Origin of the sequence: Streptomyces sp. E-08 (genome assembly GCF_049913095.1) — a bacterium.
Lineage (GTDB): Bacteria > Actinomycetota > Actinomycetes > Streptomycetales > Streptomycetaceae > Streptomyces.
Genome location: NZ_CP183971.1, coordinates 7,540,838 through 7,560,776, shown reverse-complemented (window position 1 = coordinate 7,560,776; position 19,939 = coordinate 7,540,838). Strand labels below are relative to the sequence as shown.

At 72.2% G+C, this 19,939-nt stretch carries 19 protein-coding genes; 5 read left to right on the top strand and 14 right to left on the bottom strand.

Annotation, left to right across the window (positions count from 1 at the left end):
* Positions 1 to 81 precede the first annotated feature (81 nt).
* Positions 82 to 2,139 (bottom strand): flotillin family protein, encoded by a 2,058-nt coding sequence (locus ACN9MM_RS34760; RefSeq protein ID WP_426367726.1) that lies wholly within the window; start codon positions 2,137 to 2,139, stop codon positions 82 to 84.
* A gap of 258 nt (positions 2,140 to 2,397) precedes the next feature.
* Here ACN9MM_RS34760 and ACN9MM_RS34755 point away from each other — a divergent pair, with 258 nt between their 5' ends.
* Together ACN9MM_RS34755 and ACN9MM_RS34750 are read left to right on the top strand one after the other, a co-directional pair.
* Positions 2,398 to 3,459, top strand: coding sequence for a PucR family transcriptional regulator (locus ACN9MM_RS34755; RefSeq protein ID WP_426367725.1), 1,062 nt, complete (start codon positions 2,398 to 2,400; stop codon positions 3,457 to 3,459).
* A 184-nt stretch (positions 3,460 to 3,643) separates the two neighbouring features.
* A complete protein-coding gene (locus ACN9MM_RS34750) occupies positions 3,644 to 4,672 on the top strand; it encodes a terpene synthase family protein (protein WP_426367724.1) in 1,029 nt (342 codons plus the stop codon).
* 27 nt (positions 4,673 to 4,699) lie between these two features.
* On the opposite strand, the gene ACN9MM_RS34745 is transcribed toward ACN9MM_RS34750, so the two are convergent.
* The 6 genes from ACN9MM_RS34745 to ACN9MM_RS34720 all read right to left on the bottom strand — a co-directional run bounded on the left by ACN9MM_RS34745 (position 4,700) and on the right by ACN9MM_RS34720 (position 10,038).
* Positions 4,700 to 6,166 (bottom strand): cytochrome P450, encoded by a 1,467-nt coding sequence (locus ACN9MM_RS34745; RefSeq protein WP_426367723.1) that lies wholly within the window; start codon positions 6,164 to 6,166, stop codon positions 4,700 to 4,702.
* Entirely contained in the window at positions 6,163 to 6,786 is a 624-nt protein-coding gene (locus ACN9MM_RS34740; protein ID WP_426367722.1) for a GTP-binding protein, read from the bottom strand. Before ACN9MM_RS34740 ends, ACN9MM_RS34745 begins: the two co-directional genes overlap by 4 nt.
* Positions 6,767 to 7,123: a DUF742 domain-containing protein gene (locus ACN9MM_RS34735; RefSeq protein WP_426367721.1), complete on the bottom strand. Its 357-nt coding sequence runs from the start codon at positions 7,121 to 7,123 to the stop codon at positions 6,767 to 6,769. The genes ACN9MM_RS34740 and ACN9MM_RS34735 overlap by 20 nt, the downstream gene beginning before the upstream one ends.
* Entirely contained in the window at positions 7,120 to 7,527 is a 408-nt protein-coding gene (locus ACN9MM_RS34730; protein ID WP_382857769.1) for a roadblock/LC7 domain-containing protein, read from the bottom strand. The genes ACN9MM_RS34735 and ACN9MM_RS34730 overlap by 4 nt, the downstream gene beginning before the upstream one ends.
* 1 nt (position 7,528) lies before the next feature.
* Positions 7,529 to 9,073 carry a sensor histidine kinase gene (locus tag ACN9MM_RS34725; protein WP_426367720.1) on the bottom strand — a complete coding sequence of 515 codons (1,545 nt, stop codon included), beginning with the start codon at positions 9,071 to 9,073 and terminating at the stop codon, positions 7,529 to 7,531.
* A gap of 362 nt (positions 9,074 to 9,435) precedes the next feature.
* Positions 9,436 to 10,038, bottom strand: a complete 603-nt coding sequence (locus ACN9MM_RS34720; RefSeq protein ID WP_426367719.1) for a sortase — start codon at positions 10,036 to 10,038, stop codon at positions 9,436 to 9,438.
* Positions 10,039 to 10,361: 323 nt separating this feature from the next.
* Here ACN9MM_RS34720 and ACN9MM_RS34715 point away from each other — a divergent pair, with 323 nt between their 5' ends.
* Entirely contained in the window at positions 10,362 to 11,426 is a 1,065-nt protein-coding gene (locus tag ACN9MM_RS34715; protein WP_426367718.1) for a right-handed parallel beta-helix repeat-containing protein, read from the top strand.
* A gap of 56 nt (positions 11,427 to 11,482) precedes the next feature.
* Positions 11,483 to 12,511: a methyltransferase gene (locus ACN9MM_RS34710; RefSeq protein WP_426367717.1), complete on the top strand. Its 1,029-nt coding sequence runs from the start codon at positions 11,483 to 11,485 to the stop codon at positions 12,509 to 12,511.
* A gap of 83 nt (positions 12,512 to 12,594) precedes the next feature.
* Here ACN9MM_RS34710 and ACN9MM_RS34705 read toward each other — a convergent pair whose 3' ends face one another.
* The 7 genes from ACN9MM_RS34705 to ACN9MM_RS34675 all read right to left on the bottom strand — a co-directional run bounded on the left by ACN9MM_RS34705 (position 12,595) and on the right by ACN9MM_RS34675 (position 17,913).
* Positions 12,595 to 12,927 (bottom strand): TcmI family type II polyketide cyclase, encoded by a 333-nt coding sequence (locus tag ACN9MM_RS34705; protein ID WP_426367715.1) that lies wholly within the window; start codon positions 12,925 to 12,927, stop codon positions 12,595 to 12,597.
* 36 nt (positions 12,928 to 12,963) lie between these two features.
* Complete coding sequence (locus tag ACN9MM_RS34700; protein ID WP_426367714.1) at positions 12,964 to 13,443, bottom strand: SRPBCC family protein; 480 nt, start codon at positions 13,441 to 13,443, stop codon at positions 12,964 to 12,966.
* Between the two features lies 1 nt (position 13,444).
* Complete coding sequence (locus tag ACN9MM_RS34695; protein ID WP_426367713.1) at positions 13,445 to 13,702, bottom strand: acyl carrier protein; 258 nt, start codon at positions 13,700 to 13,702, stop codon at positions 13,445 to 13,447.
* A 26-nt stretch (positions 13,703 to 13,728) separates the two neighbouring features.
* Positions 13,729 to 14,979 carry a ketosynthase chain-length factor gene (locus ACN9MM_RS34690; protein ID WP_426367712.1) on the bottom strand — a complete coding sequence of 417 codons (1,251 nt, stop codon included), beginning with the start codon at positions 14,977 to 14,979 and terminating at the stop codon, positions 13,729 to 13,731.
* Positions 14,976 to 16,244 (bottom strand): beta-ketoacyl-[acyl-carrier-protein] synthase family protein, encoded by a 1,269-nt coding sequence (locus ACN9MM_RS34685; RefSeq protein ID WP_426367711.1) that lies wholly within the window; start codon positions 16,242 to 16,244, stop codon positions 14,976 to 14,978. The genes ACN9MM_RS34690 and ACN9MM_RS34685 overlap by 4 nt, the downstream gene beginning before the upstream one ends.
* Positions 16,241 to 16,645: a cupin domain-containing protein gene (locus ACN9MM_RS34680; RefSeq protein ID WP_426367710.1), complete on the bottom strand. Its 405-nt coding sequence runs from the start codon at positions 16,643 to 16,645 to the stop codon at positions 16,241 to 16,243. Before ACN9MM_RS34680 ends, ACN9MM_RS34685 begins: the two co-directional genes overlap by 4 nt.
* A 146-nt stretch (positions 16,646 to 16,791) precedes the next feature.
* Positions 16,792 to 17,913 carry a SchA/CurD-like domain-containing protein gene (locus ACN9MM_RS34675; RefSeq protein ID WP_426367709.1) on the bottom strand — a complete coding sequence of 374 codons (1,122 nt, stop codon included), beginning with the start codon at positions 17,911 to 17,913 and terminating at the stop codon, positions 16,792 to 16,794.
* A 231-nt stretch (positions 17,914 to 18,144) separates the two neighbouring features.
* Between ACN9MM_RS34675 and ACN9MM_RS34670 the strand changes: the two genes are divergently transcribed.
* Entirely contained in the window at positions 18,145 to 19,812 is a 1,668-nt protein-coding gene (locus tag ACN9MM_RS34670) for an FAD-dependent oxidoreductase (protein WP_426367708.1), read from the top strand.
* Positions 19,813 to 19,939: the final 127 nt, after the last annotated feature.

The window sequence follows — 19,939 nt, the reverse complement described above, 5'->3', positions numbered from 1 at the left end:
GTGGTGTCTACGGGTCCGGTGCCGCCAACTCCCCCGTTTGCCGGCACCGGACCCTCTGCGACCGCTCCCCCCCGGGGGCGGTCAGTTCTTCGCGGTGCCGTTCAGCGCGGCCGTCTCGGCCGGTGCGGCCGGGGCCGGAGCGGGGACGTGTCCGTCGAGCACACCGGACTTCATGACCTTCGCGAGGAGCGCGGAGGCGCTGAGGTTCCGCACGTCGACCGTGGACAGCGAGCCCAGCACCCTGGTCAGGTCCTCGGTGAAGGACTCCTCACCGTTCAGCCACGGGCCTGCCAGCGTCCGCGCGGTGGTGGAGTGGTCCATGAACCCGTCGACCGACCTGCCGAGGGAGATCGACTGCACCAGGCGGTCGAGGAAGACCGACTCCCCGCCGACGATGCTGATGTCGGCCTGCTCCAGACCGGTCGCGAGGACGGTGGCCTGCGCCTCCGCGACCTGCCGCTGGACGTCGAGCCCGGCGAGCCGGATCTCCTTCTCGGCCGCGAGGCGCAACCGGTACTCCTCGTGGGTGCGCGACGCCTCGTCGAGGGCGGCCATCGCGGCGGCCTTCTCGGTGAGACCGGCCGCCTCCGCCTTCAGCTTCTCGCCGATCGCCGTGGCCTCGGCGAGCGCCTTCTCCCGCGTCCCGGCCGCCTCGGCCAGTGCCTTCTCGCGGACGCCGGCCGCCTCGGCGCGCAGCCGTGCCTCGGTGGCCTCCGCCTCGGCGCGGCCCGACTTCCCGATGACGTCCGCCTCCATGTCCCGTACCCGTACGGCCGCGAGGCCCTCGGCGGCCGCCTCCGCCTGGACGCCCTCGGCGAGGCGGATCTTGGCGCGGGCGTCCATCTCGGCCGCCCGGTTGCGGGCCTCGGCCAGGGTCAGCTCCTCGGCGGCCCGGTGGACGGCGGCCTGCTCGGCCGCCTCCGCCGCCTTGATGTCCTTGACCAGCCGCTCCTGCGCCTCGGCCTCGGCCGCGATGACGACGGCCTGCCGGGTGCGCTCGGCCTCCTCGACGACGCGGAGCCGCTTGATGGACTCCTCCTGCTCGGCGACCGTCCGGTCCACGGCGACCCGCTCCCGGATCACCTCGGCGATCTCCCGGCGCTCGGCCTCGACCTCCTTGTCCGCCGCGATGCGGGTGAGTTCGGTCTCCCGGTCGCGGGCGATGACCTCCAGGAGGCGGTCCTTCTCGATCCGCTCGTTCTCGACGGCGATGACCCGCTCGCGGTTCTTCTGCGCGACGGCCACCTCGCGGGCCTGGTTCTCGCGCTGGACGCCGAGCTGCTCCTCGGTCCTGAGGAAGGCGCTCTGCGCCCGCAGCCGCTCCTCCTCCACGACCCGTGCGGTCTCCGCCTCCTCACGGGCCCGTGAGGTGTCGATCTCCCGCTTCTGCTTGATCTCCGCGTCGGCCTGGCGCCGCTCCAGCTCCAGGATGGCCTCGCGCGCGTCGACGTTCTGCCGGGTGATCTCCTTCTGCTCGTTCTGGCGGTACTCGTTCGTCCGGACGTTCTCGAGGGCCGTCAGCTCGGTGATCTTGCGGATGCCCTGGGCGTCGAGGATGTTGCCGGGGTCGAGCTGGCTCAGCGGCGTCTGCTCGACGTGGTCGATGGCGGCGTCCTCCAGGTGGTACCCGTTGAGGTCGATGCCGATGAGCTCGATGATCCGGAACCGCAGTTCCTCGCGCTTGGTGTAGAGGTCGGTGAAGTCCAGCTGCTTGCCGACGGTCTTGACGGCCTCGGAGAACTTGGCGTGGAACAGCTCCTGCAGCGTCTCCTTGTCGCTGGCCCGGGCGGTGCCGATCGCCTGCGCGACCTTGATGACGTCGTCGACGGTCTTGTTGACCCGTACGAAGAACGAGATCCGGATGTCGGCGCGGATGTTGTCCCGGCAGATCAGTCCGTCGCGCCCGGTCCGGGAGATCTCGATGGTCTTCACCGAGATGTCCATGACCTCCGCCTTGTGCAGGACGGGCAGGACGATCTGTCCCGTGAAGGTGACGTCCACCTTCCGCATCCTGGAGACGATCAGCGCCTTGCCCTGCTCCACCTTGCGGAACAGCCGGCCGACCAGCAGGAGCACCGCGACGGCGATGAACAGGACAACGGCGACCAGCACGCCGATGCCTCCGGTGATGGCGTCCATGAGAAACCCCGTGTCCCTGTGTCGTGGCGTCGACGGAAGGAACAGGAGCCGCTCGCTGTTTCCGTCTCCCGGCATCGGGTCCGCGCCCGTGCCCTCCCGTGCCGCCATCCTGAAGGACGATCACCCTCGGTGCATTGCCGTGACCCGGCAGTCTTCGGCGTCCTCTCGGTGCCGGTGACGAACCCTGACGAACGGCATGTCACTCTTGATCACCACGTCAAGAAGTCGTCAAGGACGTGTGGAGAAGGGGGAGGGACCGTGGCGGAGAGGGAGCCGGCCGAGGAGTACCTGGAGGGGTACGCCGAGATCCTGGCGAGCGTGTGCGCGACCCGCCGCAGGCTCAGCCGGGAGGAACGCGAAGCCCTGGGCGCGCTCGGGGAGCGGGCGGCGGAGGCGGGCCTCGGACTGCGGGGCCTGGTCCGCGCCCACCTCACGGCCGCCGAGCGGGTGCGCCCCGGCCTGTCGCACTCCGCCGCCGACCACCTCCTGACCGCCGTCGAGCAGGCCGTGGACGCCTTCGCCGAGGGGCACGAACGGGCCCAGCGCCTGGCGATGCGTCAGGAGGAGGCCGCGCGCCGGGAGTTCATCGACGACCTGCTGTACGGCCGGAGCGACCTCGGCCGGCTGGCCGAGCGGGCCGAGCGCTTCGGACTGCTCCTCTCCCACGCCCACGCCGTGGCCGTCGCCCAGGGCCCGGAGCCGTACAGCGACGGCTACGCGGTCACCCGTGCCGTCGAGTCCTCGCTCGTCGCCCGGTTCGGCGACCGCCGGATCCTGCTCACCACCAAGGACGGACGGCTGATATGCGTCGCCCCGGGCGACGAGCCCGAGGTGCTCGCCCACTTCGCCAAGCAGGCGTACGCGGCGACCGACGGCGGACAGGTCGCCGTCGGCCGCCCGCACCCGGGCGCGGGCGGCGTCGTCCACTCGTACGAGGAGGCCCTCAACGCCCTCGCCCTCGCGGCCCGCATGAACCTGACCGATCCGGTCCTGCACGCCACGGACCTCCTCGTCTACCCCGTCCTGACCCGCGACCGGCAGGCCATGGCCGACCTCGTGCGCACCGTGCTCGGCCCGCTCGGACAGGCCCGCGGCGGTGCGAAGCCCCTCCTGGACACGCTCACGGCGTACTTCGACACGGGCTGCGTCACCGCCCAGGCGGCCCGCAGCCTCAGCCTGAGCGTGCGGGCCATGACGTACCGGCTCGATCGCATCCACCGCCTGACCGGCGCGGATCCCGGCGATCCCGTCCAGCGCTACACCCTCCAGACGGCCGTCATCGGCGCCCGCCTCCTGGACTGGCCGGACCAGCCGCTGTGACACGGCCCCACACACCCCAGAAGGATCGTTCCTTTACGGGAGCGATCCCGAACTGATCGACAACAGTGGAGAGTTGTCGGTTTCCGGTCGTCCCTGGCGGGCAGGTTTGGAGAGCCGCAGGGCGGGCAGCACCCCGCCTCGCGGCACACCGGTGCGGGCCGAGGACACAAGGAGGTCGGTCCCCATGACAGTGCGTGCCGTCGAAGTCCCCCTGCTGTGGATGCCCTACGCGCTGCGGGTGAACCCGCATCTGCCCGCCCTGCACGAGGAGAGCGAGTCCTGGGCGCGCGCCATGGGCATGCTGGACGGCTACCGGGGCCCCGCGGCCCGCCCCGCGATCTGGACCCGGGCCGCGTTCCACGCCATGACCGTCGACCAGCTGACGGCGTGGACCCTTCCCGACGCCTCCCTCGCCGACCTCCGGCTCAACCACCGGTTCAACATCTGGGCCCTGGCCTGGGACGACTACTTCGCCTCCGCCTTCAAGCAGACCGGCGACCTCGCCGGCGCACGCGCCTTCACCACCCGGCTGCACGCCTTCCTGCGGCCCGGCGGCGCCCGGCCGCCCGAGCCGACGAACGCCGTCGAGCGGGGGATCGCCGATCTCCAGCAGCAGCTCTTCCCGCCGCGACTGGCGCACTGGCGGACGGAGTTCAACCGCGCCCTCGCCCGGTACATCGACGCGGGCGTCGAGGAACTGGCCAACAGCCGCAGCGGCCGCATCCCCCATCTGATCGACTACGCGCCGTTCCGGCGGGAGAGCTTCGCCGCCTACACGGCCCCCTACTCCGTCGAACTGGCCACCGGCGCGCGGATACCCGAGCAGATACGGCACTCACGGACCGTCCGTGCCCTGCTCGACGCCTTCATGGACTTCATGGGTCTCGCGAACGACATCGCCTCCTACGAGAGGGAGGTGCACGAGGAGAAGGACGTCAACAACCTGGTGCTGGTCGTCGGAACGTCCCTGGGCATCTCCCTGCGCGACGCGGTACCCGCCGCCCTGAACCTGGTGAACGCCCGCCTGAGGGACTTCGAGCACCTCAGGCGGAACGAACTGCCGCCGCTCGTCCACCGGTCCGGCCTCGACCGCGACGAGCGGGCCGATCTCGAGACCTGGCTCACGGGCGCCTGCGGCTTCCTCTCCGGCCTCCACGCCTGGTACACCGGGGCACCCCGCTACGCCTCCGCGGACGTCTCGTTCCCGGAGTGAGAACAGCGGGGTCGCCCCGGCGCGCGGCTACCTCCCGCGCAGGAAGCGCCCGACGCGCGACAGCCACGAGACCCGGGGCGCCGGACCCCGTACCGCCGCCCCCGGGGGCGCCTCCGCCGCCGCGCCCGCGTCCGGCAGCGGGGCCGTCGCGGGCCGTACGTCGCTGCGGACCGGCGGGGCCGGCAGCGGGGCCGGGAGGTCGTCGGCCTGCGGAGGCCGCGGGGCGAAGGACACGGGCAGGGCCGTGAGGTGCCGGGCCCAGGTGGAGGAGCGCCAGCTGAGGCTCTCCTCGGGGACGGACAGGGCGATGTCGGGCAGCCGGGTGAGCAGGATGTCGATGCCCGCGTCCGCGATGATGCGGCCGATGTCCTGGCCCGGGCACTCGTGCGTGCCGGCGCTGAAGGACAGGTGCGCCCGGTTGTGGTGCACGGGCGTCGCCGCGTCCGGCCGGATGGCCTGGTCGACGTTGCCCGCGGCCAGACCCAGGAGCAGCATGTCCCCGGCCTTGATCTGCTGCCCCCCGAGGGTGGTGTCGTCGTTGGCCCAGCGGCCCGGACACACCATCAGCGGCGGCTCGTCCCAGAGGACCTGCTCCACCGCCTCGGGCAGGGTCATCTGACCGCCCGCCAGCGAGCCGCGGAACCGCGGGTCGGTGACGACCATGCGCAGGACGTTGGACATGAGGTTGGCGGTCGTCTCGTAGCCGGCGAGGAGGATGAGCCGCAGGTGGTGCTGGACCTCCTCGTCGGTGAGGCCCGCGGGGTGGGCCATCAGCGCCGAGGCGATGTCCAGGCCCGGACGGGACCGCTTCGTGACGACGAGCTGTGCGAGGCACTCCAGCACATAGGCGTTGCTGGCGAGGGAGGTCTCCGTCGCCTTGAACAGGTCACGGGCGGCGTGCACCAGCCTGGGGGCGTCCTCGTCCGACATCCCGAGGAGGTGGGTGAGGGTGAGCATGGGCAGGTGCTCGGCGAACCGCTCCACCAGTTCCACCTCGCCGTCCTCGCAGAACGAGTCGATCAGCTGGTGCGCGAAGCGGGTGATGGAGCGCCGCACGCCCCGGTGGTCGAACTGGCTGAGCGAGGCCGTGACCGCGCCGCGCAGCCGCTGGTGCTCCTCGCCGTCCGCGCAGACGCAGTCGGGGCGCCAGCCGATCATCGGGATCAGCGGGGAGGTGGCGGGGTCGATCTCCCCGCTCCGCCAGCCGTGCCAGACGCGGGGGTCGCGGGAGAACTGGGTCGGGCGGCTGGCCACGTCCCGGTTCTCCAGGTACCCGAGGACGAGCCAGGCGCGGACGTCGCCGTCGAGGAGGACGGGCGCCACCGGGCCGTGGGCGGCGCGCAGCTCCTCGTACAGGCCCATCGGGTCCGTCTCGGCGGCCTTGCCGTAGAGGCGGGTGGCTCCGCCGGGGCCGTCGTGCAGGTGGGCCGGGCAGCCCGGGGGCGGGATCGCCCCGGGCTGTGCGGTGTCGTGTTCGGTGGGTGGGAGGGTCATGCGGTCTCCTGGGCGGCGGCGAGGGTGCACAGATAGCCCATCAGCGAGAGCAGGGCGTCGCGGCAGGACGCCCGGTCCCGTGCGTCACAGGTGACGATGGGCACGGTTTCGCTGAGGGCCAGAGCGGTGCGCAGATCGGCTAGGGGGTACTGCGGGGCCTCCGGGAAGGTGTTGACGGCCACGACGAACGGGACGCGGCGGTCCTCGAGCCGGGTGATGACCTCGAAGGAGACCTCGATCCTGCGGGTGTCGACGAGGACGACGGCACCGAGCGCGCCCTCGAAGATGCCGTTCCACAGGAACCAGAATCGCTCCTGTCCGGGGGTGCCGAACAGGTAGAGGATCAGTTCCTGGTTGATGCTGATCCGGCCGAAGTCCAGCGCGACGGTGGTGGTCTTCTTGCCCCGGACGCCGGGGTTGTGGTCGATCCCGACGCCCGCCTGCGTCATGGTCTCCTCGGTGGTCAGTGGCGGGATCTCGCTCACCGCCCCGACCATGGTCGTCTTGCCGACTCCGAAGCCGCCGACGACCACGACCTTGACTCCCCTGGCGCCGTGCGGCAGCAGCAGGTCGGTGTCGCGCCGGCCGGCGGCGAGTACGTCAGAGCTTGCGTAGTCCATGGATCACCGCCTCCAGTAGGCCGCGTTCGGGATAGGCCGCCACGGGCACGGGCGCGATGGCCTCGACCCGTTCCTCCTCGACGAGTTGGGTGAGCAGCACGGTGACGATGCTGAAGGGGAGGCTGAGGTAGGCAGAGACCTCGGCCACCGAGAGCGGGTACGTGCACAGGGTGAGGATGGCCGCGTGCTCGGGCTGCATGGCGGGGTCGGGTTCGGACCTCGTCGCGATGAGGGTGACCAGATTGAAGGTCCCGGACGAGGGGTCCGGGCCTCCGGTAATGACGTAGAGCGGGACGGGTGTGCCTTCATTCCAGGGGCCCTGGTTCTCCGATGTCACATCGCCTGCCCGACGTCCTCACGGGGCGGGCTGGTCATGTGCTGGCCGATGCGGATGACCAGCGTGCGCATGCGGTCGCCGAGGAGTCCGGCGTCCACCTCCTGGTCGGCGAGGACCGCGAGATAGGCCCCGGGACCGGCGGCCATCATCGAGAAGTAGCCGCCGTCGGCCTCGATCCCGACCATCCGCGTCGATCCGTCCCCCTGCGGGAACATCTGCGCGATGGCCCGCGCCAGGCTCTGGATGCCGGAGCAGGCGGCGGCGAGCGCGTCGGCGGTGTCGGGGGCCGTGTTCGCCTGCCCGATGCACAGGCCGTCCGACGACAGGACGACCACGTGTCGCACGTACGGGACGCTGCTCACCAGGTCCGTGAGCATCCAGTCCATGTTCGGCAGTGGCTGCATGTTACTCGTCCTCATCTGACGGCTCGCTGGGGGAAGGGGAGGGTTCGGCGACCGTTCTCCTGTCGCCTCTCTTGTCGCCGTTGAACGCCTCCCACATCAGTCCCGGCTGCCGGGAACCGCCGGAGGTGCCCCGGGAGGCCGCCGGATCGGCGGAGGGCGCGGGTCCCGTCTGGACGACGGGGGTCGGTACGGGCGACTCGCGCCGTCGCTGCGGGAGCGCGGGCGAGGGGGAATCCCGTCGTCGCTGCGGGAGTCCGTTGGCGGTCCTGCGGATCTCGACGGTGTCCGCGCCGGCGCCGGGCGCGGGGGTCGGCCGGGGCAGGACGGGGCCGCCGATGCGCCTGCGGAGGAGCTCCGGGCTCCGCAGGGCGGACTGCGGCACGGTGGTGATCAGGCGGCGGGGCACGAGCACCACGGCCCGTACGCCTCCGTAGGCGGAGGTGCGCAGGTCGACCTCGCAGCCGTGCTCGCGGGCCAGCCGGCTGACCACCGGGAGGCCGAGCTGCGTGAGCTCGCCCAGACCAGACAGGTTGATCGCGTTCCGCGACTGCGCCATGACGCGTTCGACGCGCTGCCGGACCTCTTCGGTGAGGCCCACGCCGCGGTCCTCGATCTCGATCGCGATGCCGGTGGGCACCTCGCTCGCGGTCACCTCGACCGGGGTGTGCGGCGGGGAGAACGTCGTGGCGTTGTCGAGGAGTTCGGCGAGCAGGTGCATCAGCGGCTCGGCGCCGGGGCCGACCACCGCGACCTCCGTCACCGACGTGAGCTTCACGCGGGGGTAGTCCACGATGCGGGACATGGCCCCGCGCAGGACGTCGTAGAGCGGGATCGCCTTGGACCACTGTCGGCCGGGGCGGGCGTCGCCGAGGACCGCGATGCTGGCCGCGAGGCGGCCGATCAGGGCGTTGCGGTGGTCGACGTCCTGCAGACCGCGGGAGACCACGAGGTCCGTGCCGTGGAGGATCTGCATGGCGTGCAGGTCCTTGGCGAGCTGGTGCACGATGGCCTGGACGCGGCGGGCGACCGCCACCAGGGCGCGCTGGGAGGCGTCCCGGGTGTTCTCCTCGGCCTCCACGGCTTCCAGGAAGGTCTGCAGGGCGCCCATGAGGGCTTCCGTGTAGTCCGGGTCCAGGTGCTTCCCGAACCTGACGGCCCTGAGGATCTCCCGGGAGGGGTCGCCCTTCTGCAGACGGGCGACGGCCGCGGGGAGGAGTTCCTCGGCGAGCCAGACGACGGTGGCCCGCTGGTCGCCGAGGCGTCCCAGCAGCTCTGCCTCCCGCTGGGCGTGCCGCTCCGCCGCCTCGGCGACCGTCCGCGCGTGACGGTCCGCCACGGCCGCGCGTGTTCGGCGCGCGGCGGTGGCGGAGGTGACGAGCGTGAGCAGGACCGCGGCGAGTCCGCACCAGGCGACCGGTGTCCGTATCTGCGCGGGAGAGACGAGGAGCGCTATCGCGGAGGCCGCGGCGAGGACACCGGGCGGGAGGAGCCATACCCGGGCGGCCGCGGCCGGACCGGATCTGGAAAGTGAGCCTGCACGAACCATCAGGGGGTCCCTAAACCGTCTGAAAACGAACGGACTGAGGTGATGCGATGCGCCGACGGGTCGCTTCGAAAGCGCGCGGGCGACCGCTTTCCCTCACGGCCGCGCTCCGTCCGCGCGCCCCCAGCGTTCATGACTCGCTGTGAGCGCGCCGCAACACATCGGGGAGCATAGTCAGTTCGGGTTCGCCATGTGACCTTGCTGGAAGGACAGCCTCCAGCGGTCATTTCGGGCCCAGAAAGCGACCGATTGCCGAACGAAAATGTAATGAACCGATCGCGTTCTGGCGTCCGGGCGCATGGGTCCGCCCCCGGCCCGCCGCGCGGTGCGACGAGGATCGGGGGCGGAGCGGGAGACGGTCTCCGTCAGGCCCGGGCGCGGCTTCCGCGCGCGCGGCGGCGGAGGTGGACCGCGCCGCCCGCGACCGCTCCGGCGAGCAGGACGCCGCCCACGGCGAGCGGGGTGCTCAGGGAGTCGCCCGCGGCCTCCGCGGCCGTTCCGGCGGGCCCGGCGGCGATCGCGACCGTCGCGGCGGGACGGGCGGCGCCCGCGGCCGTTCCGGCGGGACCGGCGGCGCCCGCGGCCCAGCCGAAGCCGGCCTCGACGCCGCCGTGGGGCCGCCGCACGGCGATCTGGTAGGTCACGGTCTGCTTGATCCGCGGCGGGCACTTCAGCGTCACCGTGTCGGTGCCGGCCGTGGCACCGTCCGGCACCACGAACTCACCCACCAGGACACCCTTCCGGCTGCCCGGCAGGAGGTGGAACTGGCCGCCGGCCTCGGACTCGCCCTTGCCGTAGGTCTCCTTGCCGCAGGCGGTGGTGGTGACGGTGACGGTGGTGCCCGGAGCCGCGCGCAGCGGGCTGATCCGGACGTCGGGTTCCCCGGCGGCGGCGAGAGCCGTGGGGGCGGACAGGACGACTGTGCCGACGATCAGGCCGATCTGCAGTCCGGTGCGTGCGCGACGCATGCTCATCTCCTTCGGTGGAGCGTTCCGGCCGGCTCCATCGCGCGGCACCTGTGCTGTTGCTCCGTGCACGAGGCAAAGGCCGCCCCGCGGTCCTCGCAACACGGGGAGCGCGTTCGGCCGTCCACCGGTCGGGCCCACGTCGTCGCACGCCCCGATCCGTCACAGCAGGTCACCGTCGTGCGCGTACCGCCGCACGGGTGATCCATCCCCGCACGCGAACGGACCAGCGTCCGCACGGCCGCCCCGCGGAGGCCCCGGTCGGCCCCGGCCCGCCCGGGGGATCAGCGGTGGCGGGCCGGAACACACGCTCATAACTTCGCGATATGACGAAACGACAGATCGCCCTCCTGGCGTGCACCGCGGCCCTCACGGCCTCGGGGCTCGGAGCCGCCGCGCCGACGGCCGGCCACGGGACGGTGCACCGGGTGAAGCCGGGCGAATCGATCCAGAAGGCCGTGGACTCCGCGCGCCCCGGCGACACGATCCTCCTCGCCCCGGGCACGTACCGCGAGAGTGTCAGCATCACCACCCCGAACCTCACGCTCCGTGGTTCGAGCGTCTTCCGCACCGTCATCGCACCGGCCGCCACCCCCGGCACCGACGCGTGTGCGAAGGCGGGCAACGGCATCTGTGTCACCGGCACCGAGGCCCGCCCCGTCGAGGACGTGACCGTCCGCTCGCTGACCCTCAGGGGCTTCGCCGCGAACGGCCTGTGGGCGAAGTGGACCGACCGCCTGGAGGTCCGCGGCGTCACCGCCGAGTCCAACGGCACCTGGGGCATCGCCCAGGAGCGGTCCGTACGCGGCGTGCTGCGCCACAACGTCGCCCGGAACAACGGGGACGCCGGACTCTTCCTGGCCAACACCGTCACCGAGGAGGGCGGAGCCACCGACACCCACGGCACGGTCGTCAGCGGCAACCGCGTGTCCGGCAACCGGATCGGCATCACGGTGCGGCGCCTGCGGAACCTGACGGTCGACCACAACGAGGCGACGGGCAACTGCGCCGCCGTGTTCGTCGTGGGCGACGAGTCCACCCCGCGCGCCGGGGCGATGACCGTGCGCCGCAACCACATCCACGAGAACAACAAGCTGTGCCCGAAGACCCCGCGCCTGCCCGCCCTCCAGGGCTCGGGCATCGTGCTCACCGGCGCCGAGGACACGGTCGTCGAGCGCAACCGGGTCGAGGACAACGTCGGCAGCTCCCCGCTGTCCGGCGGCATCGTGCTGTTCAAGAGCTTCGTGGGCGTCCCCAACGAACGGATCGAGATCCGCGACAACGTGGCGCTGCGCAACGGCGCCGCCGACCTGGCCGACCGCGACACCGGAAAGACCAACACCTTCCGCGGCAACACCTGCGGCGTCTCCCAGCCCGCGGGCATGTGCTGAACCCTCCCTCCCCTCCCCCACTCGTAGGGCACGACAGCAAAGGCAAGGCGAAACAGATGACGACCGTCGAATCCGCTCCCCCGCCGCCCATGCGGCTGAGAGAACTCGTCTTCGGCGCGGCCTGCGCCGCCGCCGTGCGCGCGGCCGCCCGCCTGGGCGTGGCCGACGCGCTGGGAGACACGCCCATGACCGCGGAGGACCTCGCGGCCGCCGTGCACACCGAACCGCGCACCCTGCGGCGGCTGTTGCGCGCCCTGTCCTGCCAGGGCGTCTTCACGGAACAGCCCGACGGCACCTTCGCCCACACGGAGATGTCCCGGCTGCTGCGCGAGGACGACCCGCACAGCCTGCGCTACATCGCGCTGTGGTGCACCGAGCCCTGGACGTGGGACGTCTGGCCCCGGCTCGACGAGGCGGTGCGCTCCGGCCGCAACGTCTTCGAGGACGTGTACGAGAGGGAGTTCTTCTCGTACCTCAACGAGGAGGCCCCGGAGTCCGCGTACGTGTTCAACCGGGCCATGACGACGTCGAGCCGGCAGTCCGCCGAGGACGTCGCCGACCTGCTCGACCTGCGCGGGGCGTCCTCCGTCGCGGACATCGGCGGCGGCCAGGGCCACGTCCTGGCGAGCCTCCTGGAGAAGCACCCCACGCTGCACGGCACGCTGCTCGACCTGCCCGCGGTGGTCGGCAACGCCGACCCGCGGCTGCGCGAGGGCGGCTCGCTGGCCACCCGGGTCACGATCGAGCCCGGCGACTGCCGCGAGTCCATCCCGGTCCGGGCCGACGTCTACGTCATCAAGAACATCCTGGAGTGGGACGACGACAGCACCCGCAGGTGCCTGGCGAACGTCCGGAAGGCCGCGAAGCCCGGCGCCCGGGTCGTCGTCATCGAGAACCTCGTGGACGACACCCCGTCGATGCGGTTCACGACGGCCATGGACCTGCTCCTGCTGCTCAACGTCGGCGGAGCCAAGCACACCCGGCAGAGCATGGTGGAGCGGCTCACCGACGCCGGGCTCCTGATCGGCGAGATCCGTCCGGTCAACGCGTACCTGCACGCCTTCGAGTGCACCGTGCCCGCCTGATCGGGGACCCGCCGGAAACCCGAGGCCGCCCGCTCCGCGTCGTACGCGGGGCGGGCGGCCTCGGGTTTCACCGGGATCCGGGCTCAGGAGCCGGCGTCCCGCTCCCAGCGGTAGAAGCAGTGCGCCATGGCGTCCTTGGGACTGCGCCAGGTCTTCGGGTCGTACGCGCTGACGTACGCCTCCAGACGCTCGCTGACGCCGCGGAACTCGGGGTGTCCGGCCAGCCGGGCGACGTTCGGCGCCGGGTCCTGCTCGGACTCGATGAGGTGCAGGTAGACGTCGCCGAACTGGAACAGGCTGCGCCGGGCGACCCCCACCAGGTGCGGCAGCTCGCCGCGGTCGGAGTCGGCGAACACGTCCGCGATCGCGGGCGCCGAGCCGGGCGCCATGCGGGCGACGATCAGTGCGTGGTGCATCGTCTTCCTTTCTGGGACGGACCTACCGGGGGCTCGTCAGGCGGGCCGGACCGAAGCGCTCCGGCCCTCTTGCGCCGCCTGGACGAGACGGTCCCGGATGAGGGCCATCTGGGTGCGGGAGTTGCGGTTGATGTTGTCCGTCATCCAGGCGTCGTCGACGGGGGCGTCGGGCTTCATCGCGAAGTCCTGGATCCAGCGCATCTGCACGCCGCCGGGGAGCTCCTCGTACTCCCAGGCGATGTTCATGTGCGCGAACGGTCCGGTCTCGACACGACGGGCCCGCACCTTGCGGTTCACGCGGTCCGTGGTGCGCTCCGACACCCAGCTCCAGACCTTCCCGTTCTCGTCCGGGTGCATGGTCAGGCGGAACTTGGTGGTGTCGCCCTTGCGCTCGATGACCTCGACGGAGGCGTACTCGCTGAAGAGCTGCGGCCAGTTCTCGATGTCGTTGGTCATGTCCCAGACGAGATCGAGGGGGGCGTCGATGGTGATGCTGTTGTCGGTGTGTCCGGACACGTCAGACTCCTGCCAGGGTGTTGTTGACGAGGGCGATGAACTCCGCCGGCGTCTTGCAGCGCTCGGCGTCGGTGGGCAGCGCCACGCCGTGCCGGTTCTCCAGCTCCCCGACGATGCCGAGCAGGCCGAGCGAGTCGACGCCGAGGCCGCTGAAGGGGGTCTCGGGGGCCTCCTCGAGCTGTACCGGGTCGACGGTGACACCGGCCGACTGCTTCATCAGCGTGGCCAGGTCGCCGAAGGTGAACTGCGTGGTGATCATCTTTGTTTCTCCTTCCTCGCCCGGTCCTACCGGGCGAGTCCGCCACCGCGGCGCACGACGAGCGCCGCGTTGGATCCCATGAGTCCCCGGCTGAGGACGAGTGCCGTGCGCAGCTCGGCGGGCCGAGCGCGGGACATGACCACGTCGAGGTCGCAGTCGATGTCGAACACGTTGGGGGTGGGGGGCACCAGGCCGTGCTCCATGGCGAGCACCGCGGCCGCGGTGTCCAGGACGGGTGCCCCGCAGTAGGCCCGGCCGTAGCCGGTCTTGGGCGCCGTCACCGGGACGCGCGTGGCGTGCGCGCCCAGGGCGTCGGCGATGGCCAGGGCCTCGGCGCGGTCCGCCTCCGGTACGCCCAGGGCGTCGGGGAAGACGACGTCGATCTCCTCCGGGGCGCAGCCGGCCTCGTCGAGGGCGACCCGGATGGCGCGGGCGAGTCCCTCCCGGGACTCCTTCCAGCGGGAGGCGCCGGTGAAGGTGGCGCCGTGGCCGGCGACGGTGGCCCGGACGGTCGCGCCCCGGTCGAGGGCGCGCTGTTCGTCCTCGACGACGAGCATGGCGCCCCCCTCGGCGGGGACGAAGCCGCAGGCCTTCGCGGTGAAGGGACGGTAGGCGCGGTCCGGGTCCTCGACGGTGCTGAGCTCCGGGTAGCCGAGCTGGCACACCATCGAGTACGGGGCGAGGGGCGCCTCCGCGGCTCCGACGACCACGGCGCCGGTGCCCCTCCGGACGGCCCGGGCGGCGTGCGCGAGGGCGTCCAGCCCGCCGGCCTCGTCGCTGGCGACCACCCCGCACGGGCCCTTGAAGCCGTGCCGGATGGAGATCTGGCCGGTGCTCGCGGCGTAGAACCAGGCGATGGACTGGTACGGGCCGACGAACTTGGAGCCCTGGCCCCACAGCTTCTGCAGCTCGCGCTGGCCGAACTCGCCGCCGCCCGATCCGGCGGCGGTGACGACGCCGATCGAGAAGGGCTCCTCGGGGTCCTCGTCGTGGCCGAGACCGGCCTCGTCGAGGGCGAGCGAGGCCGCCGCCATGGCGTAGTGGGTGAACCGGTCCGTCTGGACGAGGAAGCGCTCGTCGATGAGGTCCGAGGCGTCGAAGCCCTCGACCTGGCCGGCGACCTTGAGGGGCAGGTGTTCACAGCCCTCGCGGCTGATCCGGTCGAGGACGCCGAGGCCCTCCCGGACGGACTTCCAGTACGCGTCGGCGCGCAGTCCGTTGGGGGCGATCACACCGATCCCGGTGACGACCGCCCGCGGTGGCCGCTGTGTGCTCATCGTGTCCTCCCGCCCGGCCCGGTCAGGAGCACCGCGGACTGGAACCCACCGAAGCCGCTGCCGACGGAGAGCACGTTCCTCAGCTTCCGGGGGCGGGCGGTGCGCGGCACGTAGTCCAGGTCGCACTCGGGGTCGGGGATCTCGTAGTTGGCGGTCGGGGGCACCACCTGGTGCTTCAGGGCGAGCACACAGGCGGCGACCTCTATCGCGCCGATCGCGCCGAGCGAGTGGCCCACCATGGATTTGATGGAACTCATGGGCGTGTCGTACGCGTGGGCGCCGAGGGACCGCTTGACGGCGGCGGTCTCGTGCCGGTCGTTCTGGCGGGTGCCCGAGCCGTGCGCGTTGACGTAGTCGATCGACGTGGGGTCGAGCCTGGCCTGGTCGAGCGCGGTGTCGATCGCCCGGGCCATCTCCAGTCCCTCACCGGTCAGACCGGTCATGTGGTAGGCGTTGCCGTACGTGGCGTAGCCGCCGACCTCGCAGTAGATGTGCGCGCCCCGGGCCCTGGCGTGCTCGTACTCCTCCAGGACGAGGACGGCCGCGCCCTCTCCCATGACGAAGCCGTTGCGGCGGTTGTCGAAGGGCTTGGAGGCGTGCTCCGGGTCGTCGTTGTCCGGGGACGTGGCCTTGATGGCGTCGAAGCAGGCCATGGTGATCGGGGAGATCGGCGAGTCCGACGCCCCGGCTATGACGACGTCCGCCCGGCCCTCCTCGATGGTGTGGAAGGCGTAGCCGACGGCGTCGAGGCCGGAGGTGCAGCCGGTGGAGACGGTCTGCACCGGGCCGCGGGCCCCGAAGCGCTCGGCGACCACGGCCGCGAGCGTGCTCGGTGAGAACGCCAGGTGCAGCTTGGGTTCGGCGGCGCGGTGGTCGACGTCCCACCGTTGTCCGCCCGCGCTGACCAGGACGTAGTCGTGCTCCAGCCGGGTGGTGCCGCCGACGGCGCTGCCGAGGCTGACGCCGACGCGCCAGGGGTCCTCGGTGCCGGTGTCGAGCCCGGAGTCGCGGACCGCCTCGTCGGCGGCGACCGCGGCGAACTGCACGTACCGGTCGGTGTGTTCGGCCAGGTCGGGCGGCAGGCCGTGGGCGTACGGATCGAAGTCGCACTCGGCGGCGATGCGGGAGCGCAGGCCGGCGGGGTCGAACAGGGTGATGCCACGGGTCGCCGTACGCCCCTCGGCGAGGAGGTCCCAGAAGGCCGCCGTGCCGGCGCCGCCCGGGGCGACCACGCCGATGCCGGTGACGGCCACGCGCCGGGTCACTCGAGCGCCCCCTCGACGGCCTCCTCGGTGTCGACGTGGCCGAGGCTCGGGTGCGGGGCGAGCGGCCCCAGGTGGAAGACCATGCGGGCCTCCACGTCCCCGACGTTGCGGAAGCGGTGGCGCATGCCGATCGGGATCAGCAGGCCCTGGTCGGGCGCGAGCGTGTGCGTCTCGCCGTCCAGGTCCACCTCGAAGCGGCCCGAGACGACGAACACGAACTCCTCGGAGTACGGGTGGTAGTGCTCGGCGATGCGCTCGCCCGGCTGGGCGATGGCCATCCCCATGAAGCCGCTGGTCGATTTCACCGTGGCGGGCGTGAGCACGGCCCGCACGTCACCCCCGCGTCTGCGGTTGGGCTCCGTGTCGCTCAGGTTCACGATGAGCCGAGTCTGCTCCAGCATGGTTGATACCTCCGAGTGGTGCGGTGCGGTGGGACGGACGGTCGGGGCCCTTCGGCCGGGCGCCGGACTCCCGGGAGCGGGCGGGACCCTTCGGGCCCGCGCCGGTCTCCCGGGAACGGCGGGGCCGGTGGCCCCGGGACGTCGTCTCAGGAGTCGGCCGCGCGGCGGTCGGTGACCGGCAGCATGTCGGCGTGCGACAGGAGCCGGTTGAGGTTGCGCTCGGTGTCCAGAGAGCCCTCGACGCCGATCGCGGCCCCGTCGAGGAGACGCTCCAGCACCTTGGCCTTCCTGGCACCCTTGACGCCGAGGGCGGCGACGGGGTCGAGGTCGAGGTCGCCCTCGACGTCCACGAGACGCACCACGACGTCGTCGCGCTGGAAGACCGTGCTGCCGTACACGGGGCTGTCGGGGTCGACCGCCGCCTCCGCGTCCTGCTGGGCGAGGAGCCGGGCCAGGTCGGTGCCGCGGCCCGGCTTGGCCGGGTAGTACAGCGCGTGGCGCTTGAGGTGGGCCGGCTCGGGGCGGGCGGAGACCACGTGGTGCACGGCCGGCAGGGCCGCCCGGGTGAAGAAGACGCGGGCCGACTCGGGGTCGGTGAGGTCCCGGTCCTGCTCCAGGTAGGGGTTGATGGCCTCCTCGACGGCCCGGACGCCTGGCTGCCGGGCGACGTGCCGCAGCGCGGACAGGAGGTCGCCCTCCACCTCGACGGCGCGCACGACCCGGTTGCCGTGCATGAACAGCGAGGTGCGGCGCAGCCGCGTGTTCTCGTCGACCTGGGCGGCGGGCGACTCGTAGCCGGCCAGGAGCTCCGCGACCTTCGACTCGGAGCCGGGCTTGACGGTGAAGGTGAGCGCGTGGCGCGTCACGCCGTCGCCCACCCGGGCCGCCACCTGCTCGCCCGCCGCCGTCTCCGGCGTGAGCGGCCGCTGGGCGCCGGTCTCCCGGAGGATGCTGTAGCGCATGGACCGGGTGTCCCGGACGCAGCTGTGCATCGGCTTGACCATCTCGACGTGTTCCTCGCTGTTCACCCAGGCGAGGAAGGGCGGGGCGCTCTCCCACTCACTGGTGATGAGCCACTGCGAGGGGTTCTCGATGGACTGGCAGAGCTGGTCGCTGACGTGGCCGGGCACGCCCGCCACCTGCTTGCGCATGACCTCGTACGCCTCGAGGAACTGCTGCTGGGCTCCGTCGTACAGGTCGAGCAGCAGGATCACCCGCAGCCTGGACCCGTCGAACACCGACTGCGATATGCGTGCCGTGCTGGTCATACGGCGCACCTCTTCTCGTCTGCGAGAGCGGGGAGGGACCGCCTGGCTCCGAAGGCCGGGGTCGTCATGTACCGAACGTTGGCTCGGGCGCACGTTCTACGCGAGTCCCACGGAGCGGATGAGTGAACAACGCGTCATTCGGGTGCCCTCCGCGCACGGTCCGGGGCCTCGCCGGGCAGGCATGTGCATCCCATCCCCGACCCGCGTCACCGGTGACGCTGGAGGCCATCGATGAACCGAAGCGAAGCGACCGGTGAGATCGGACACCGCACGCCCGTCCTCATCGTGGGCGGCTCCCTGGTGGGCCTGTCCACCTCGCTCTTCCTGGGGCGTCTCGGCGTGCCGCACACGCTCGTCGAGCGCCACGCGGGCACCTCGGTCCACCCGCGTGGACGCGGCAACAACGTGCGCACCATGGAGGTCTTCCGCGGCGCCGGTGTCCGCGGGCGCATCCACGAGGCCGCGAAGACCCTGTCGGCGAACAACGGGATCCTGCAGACGCCGACCCTGGTGGGCGATGCCGGCGAGTGGCTGTTCCGGCACATCGACCCGGGGGGCGGCCTGGCCCGGTTCAGCCCCGCCGAATGGTGCCTGTGCAGCCAGAACGATCTCGAACCCGTGCTCCTGGAGAGCGCGCGGGAGCTCGGCGGGGACCTGCGGTACTCGACCGAACTGATGTCGTTCGAGCAGGACGCCGAAGGGGTTACCGCGCGGGTCAAGAGCCGGGAGACCGGCGAGCACACCACCATCCGGGCGGACTACCTCGTCGCGGCCGACGGGCCGCGCAGCCCCGTCCGCGAGGAGCTCGGGATCGGGCAGACCGGCCCGGGCGACCTGTTCCACAACGTGAGCATCACGTTCGAGTCGCGCGACCTCGCGGCCGTCGTCGGCGACCGCCGCTTCATCGTCTGCTACCTGACGAGCCCGGAGGGCGACGGGGCGCTCCTCCCGGTGGACAACGCCGAGCGGTGGGTCTTCCACGCCCCCTGGCATCCCGAACACGGCGAGACCCTGGAGGAGTTCACCGACGAGCGGTGCAGGGAGCACATCCGGCGCGCCGTCGGCGTACCGGACCTCCACGTGGAGATCACCGGTCGGGCCCCGTGGCACGCGGCCGAGCGGATCGCCGAACGGTACGGGGACGGGCGGGTGTTCCTCGCCGGCGACTCGGCCCACGAGATGCCGCCCACGGGGGCCTTCGGCTCCAACACCGGCATCCAGGACGCGCACAACCTCGCGTGGAAGCTCTCGGCGGTACTGGGCGGCTGGGCCGGCCCCGAACTCCTCGCGTCCTACGACGCGGAGCGCCGGCCCGTCGCGGAGGCGACCAGCGCCCGCGCCTCGTCGCGTTCGGTCGAGCACAGCCACCCCGGGTACGCCCCCGGGCCGGGGGCGGGCGGGAAGCGGGGCGGGATCCTCAACGTGGCGCTGGGCTACCGCTATCCGCGCGGCGCGGTCCTGGGCGCGGACACGACGGTGCCGGTCGTCCCGGACGGACTGAACCTGACGGGCGAGCCCGGCAGCCGCGCACCGCATCTGTGGCTGGACCGGTCGGGTGAGCGGATCTCCACCCTGGACCTGTACGAGCGGACTCCCGTGCTGCTGAGCTCGGCGGGGGCGATCGGCGGCTGGCACACCGCGGCGGGACGCGTGGCCGAGCGGCTCGGGGTGCCCCTCGTCTCGTACCGGATCGGCGACGGGCCGGACGCGGAGCTGTCCGCCGCGGACGGCGAGGACTGGGCGCAGGCGTACGGCGTCACCGCGAACGGGGCGGTGCTCGTCCGCCCGGACGGATTCGTCGCGTGGCGGTCCGAAGGGACGTCGGAGGACCCGGAATCGGCCGTACGGGCCGCCCTCACGGCCGTACTCGGCCTGGACTCCCGGCCCGGCGCCCGCTGAGACGGCGGGGGCGGGGCCGCACCCTTCGGGGAGCGGCCCCGCTTCCGTTTGGGCACCCACGAACGCGTACCCCTCCGTACGGGTAGGCGTCCTCGTCGGGGGCGCCCGCGCCAGTACGGGTGGGACC

Coding starts and splice junctions, on each gene's coding strand:
- ACN9MM_RS34760 (WP_426367726.1), bottom strand. CDS start 2,139: ATGGACGCCATCACCGGAGGCATCGGCGTGCTGGTCGCCGTTGTCCTG.
- ACN9MM_RS34750 (WP_426367724.1), top strand. CDS start 3,644: ATGACAGTGCGTGCCGTCGAAGTCCCCCTGCTGTGGATGCCCTACGCG.
- ACN9MM_RS34745 (WP_426367723.1), bottom strand. CDS start 6,166: ATGACCCTCCCACCCACCGAACACGACACCGCACAGCCCGGGGCGATC.
- ACN9MM_RS34740 (WP_426367722.1), bottom strand. CDS start 6,786: ATGGACTACGCAAGCTCTGACGTACTCGCCGCCGGCCGGCGCGACACC.
- ACN9MM_RS34730 (WP_382857769.1), bottom strand. CDS start 7,527: ATGCAGCCACTGCCGAACATGGACTGGATGCTCACGGACCTGGTGAGC.
- ACN9MM_RS34725 (WP_426367720.1), bottom strand. CDS start 9,073: ATGGTTCGTGCAGGCTCACTTTCCAGATCCGGTCCGGCCGCGGCCGCC.
- ACN9MM_RS34720 (WP_426367719.1), bottom strand. CDS start 10,038: ATGCGTCGCGCACGCACCGGACTGCAGATCGGCCTGATCGTCGGCACA.
- ACN9MM_RS34715 (WP_426367718.1), top strand. CDS start 10,362: ATGACGAAACGACAGATCGCCCTCCTGGCGTGCACCGCGGCCCTCACG.
- ACN9MM_RS34710 (WP_426367717.1), top strand. CDS start 11,483: ATGACGACCGTCGAATCCGCTCCCCCGCCGCCCATGCGGCTGAGAGAA.
- ACN9MM_RS34705 (WP_426367715.1), bottom strand. CDS start 12,927: ATGCACCACGCACTGATCGTCGCCCGCATGGCGCCCGGCTCGGCGCCC.
- ACN9MM_RS34695 (WP_426367713.1), bottom strand. CDS start 13,702: ATGATCACCACGCAGTTCACCTTCGGCGACCTGGCCACGCTGATGAAG.
- ACN9MM_RS34690 (WP_426367712.1), bottom strand. CDS start 14,979: ATGAGCACACAGCGGCCACCGCGGGCGGTCGTCACCGGGATCGGTGTG.
- ACN9MM_RS34680 (WP_426367710.1), bottom strand. CDS start 16,645: ATGCTGGAGCAGACTCGGCTCATCGTGAACCTGAGCGACACGGAGCCC.
- ACN9MM_RS34675 (WP_426367709.1), bottom strand. CDS start 17,913: ATGACCAGCACGGCACGCATATCGCAGTCGGTGTTCGACGGGTCCAGG.
- ACN9MM_RS34670 (WP_426367708.1), top strand. CDS start 18,145: ATGAACCGAAGCGAAGCGACCGGTGAGATCGGACACCGCACGCCCGTC.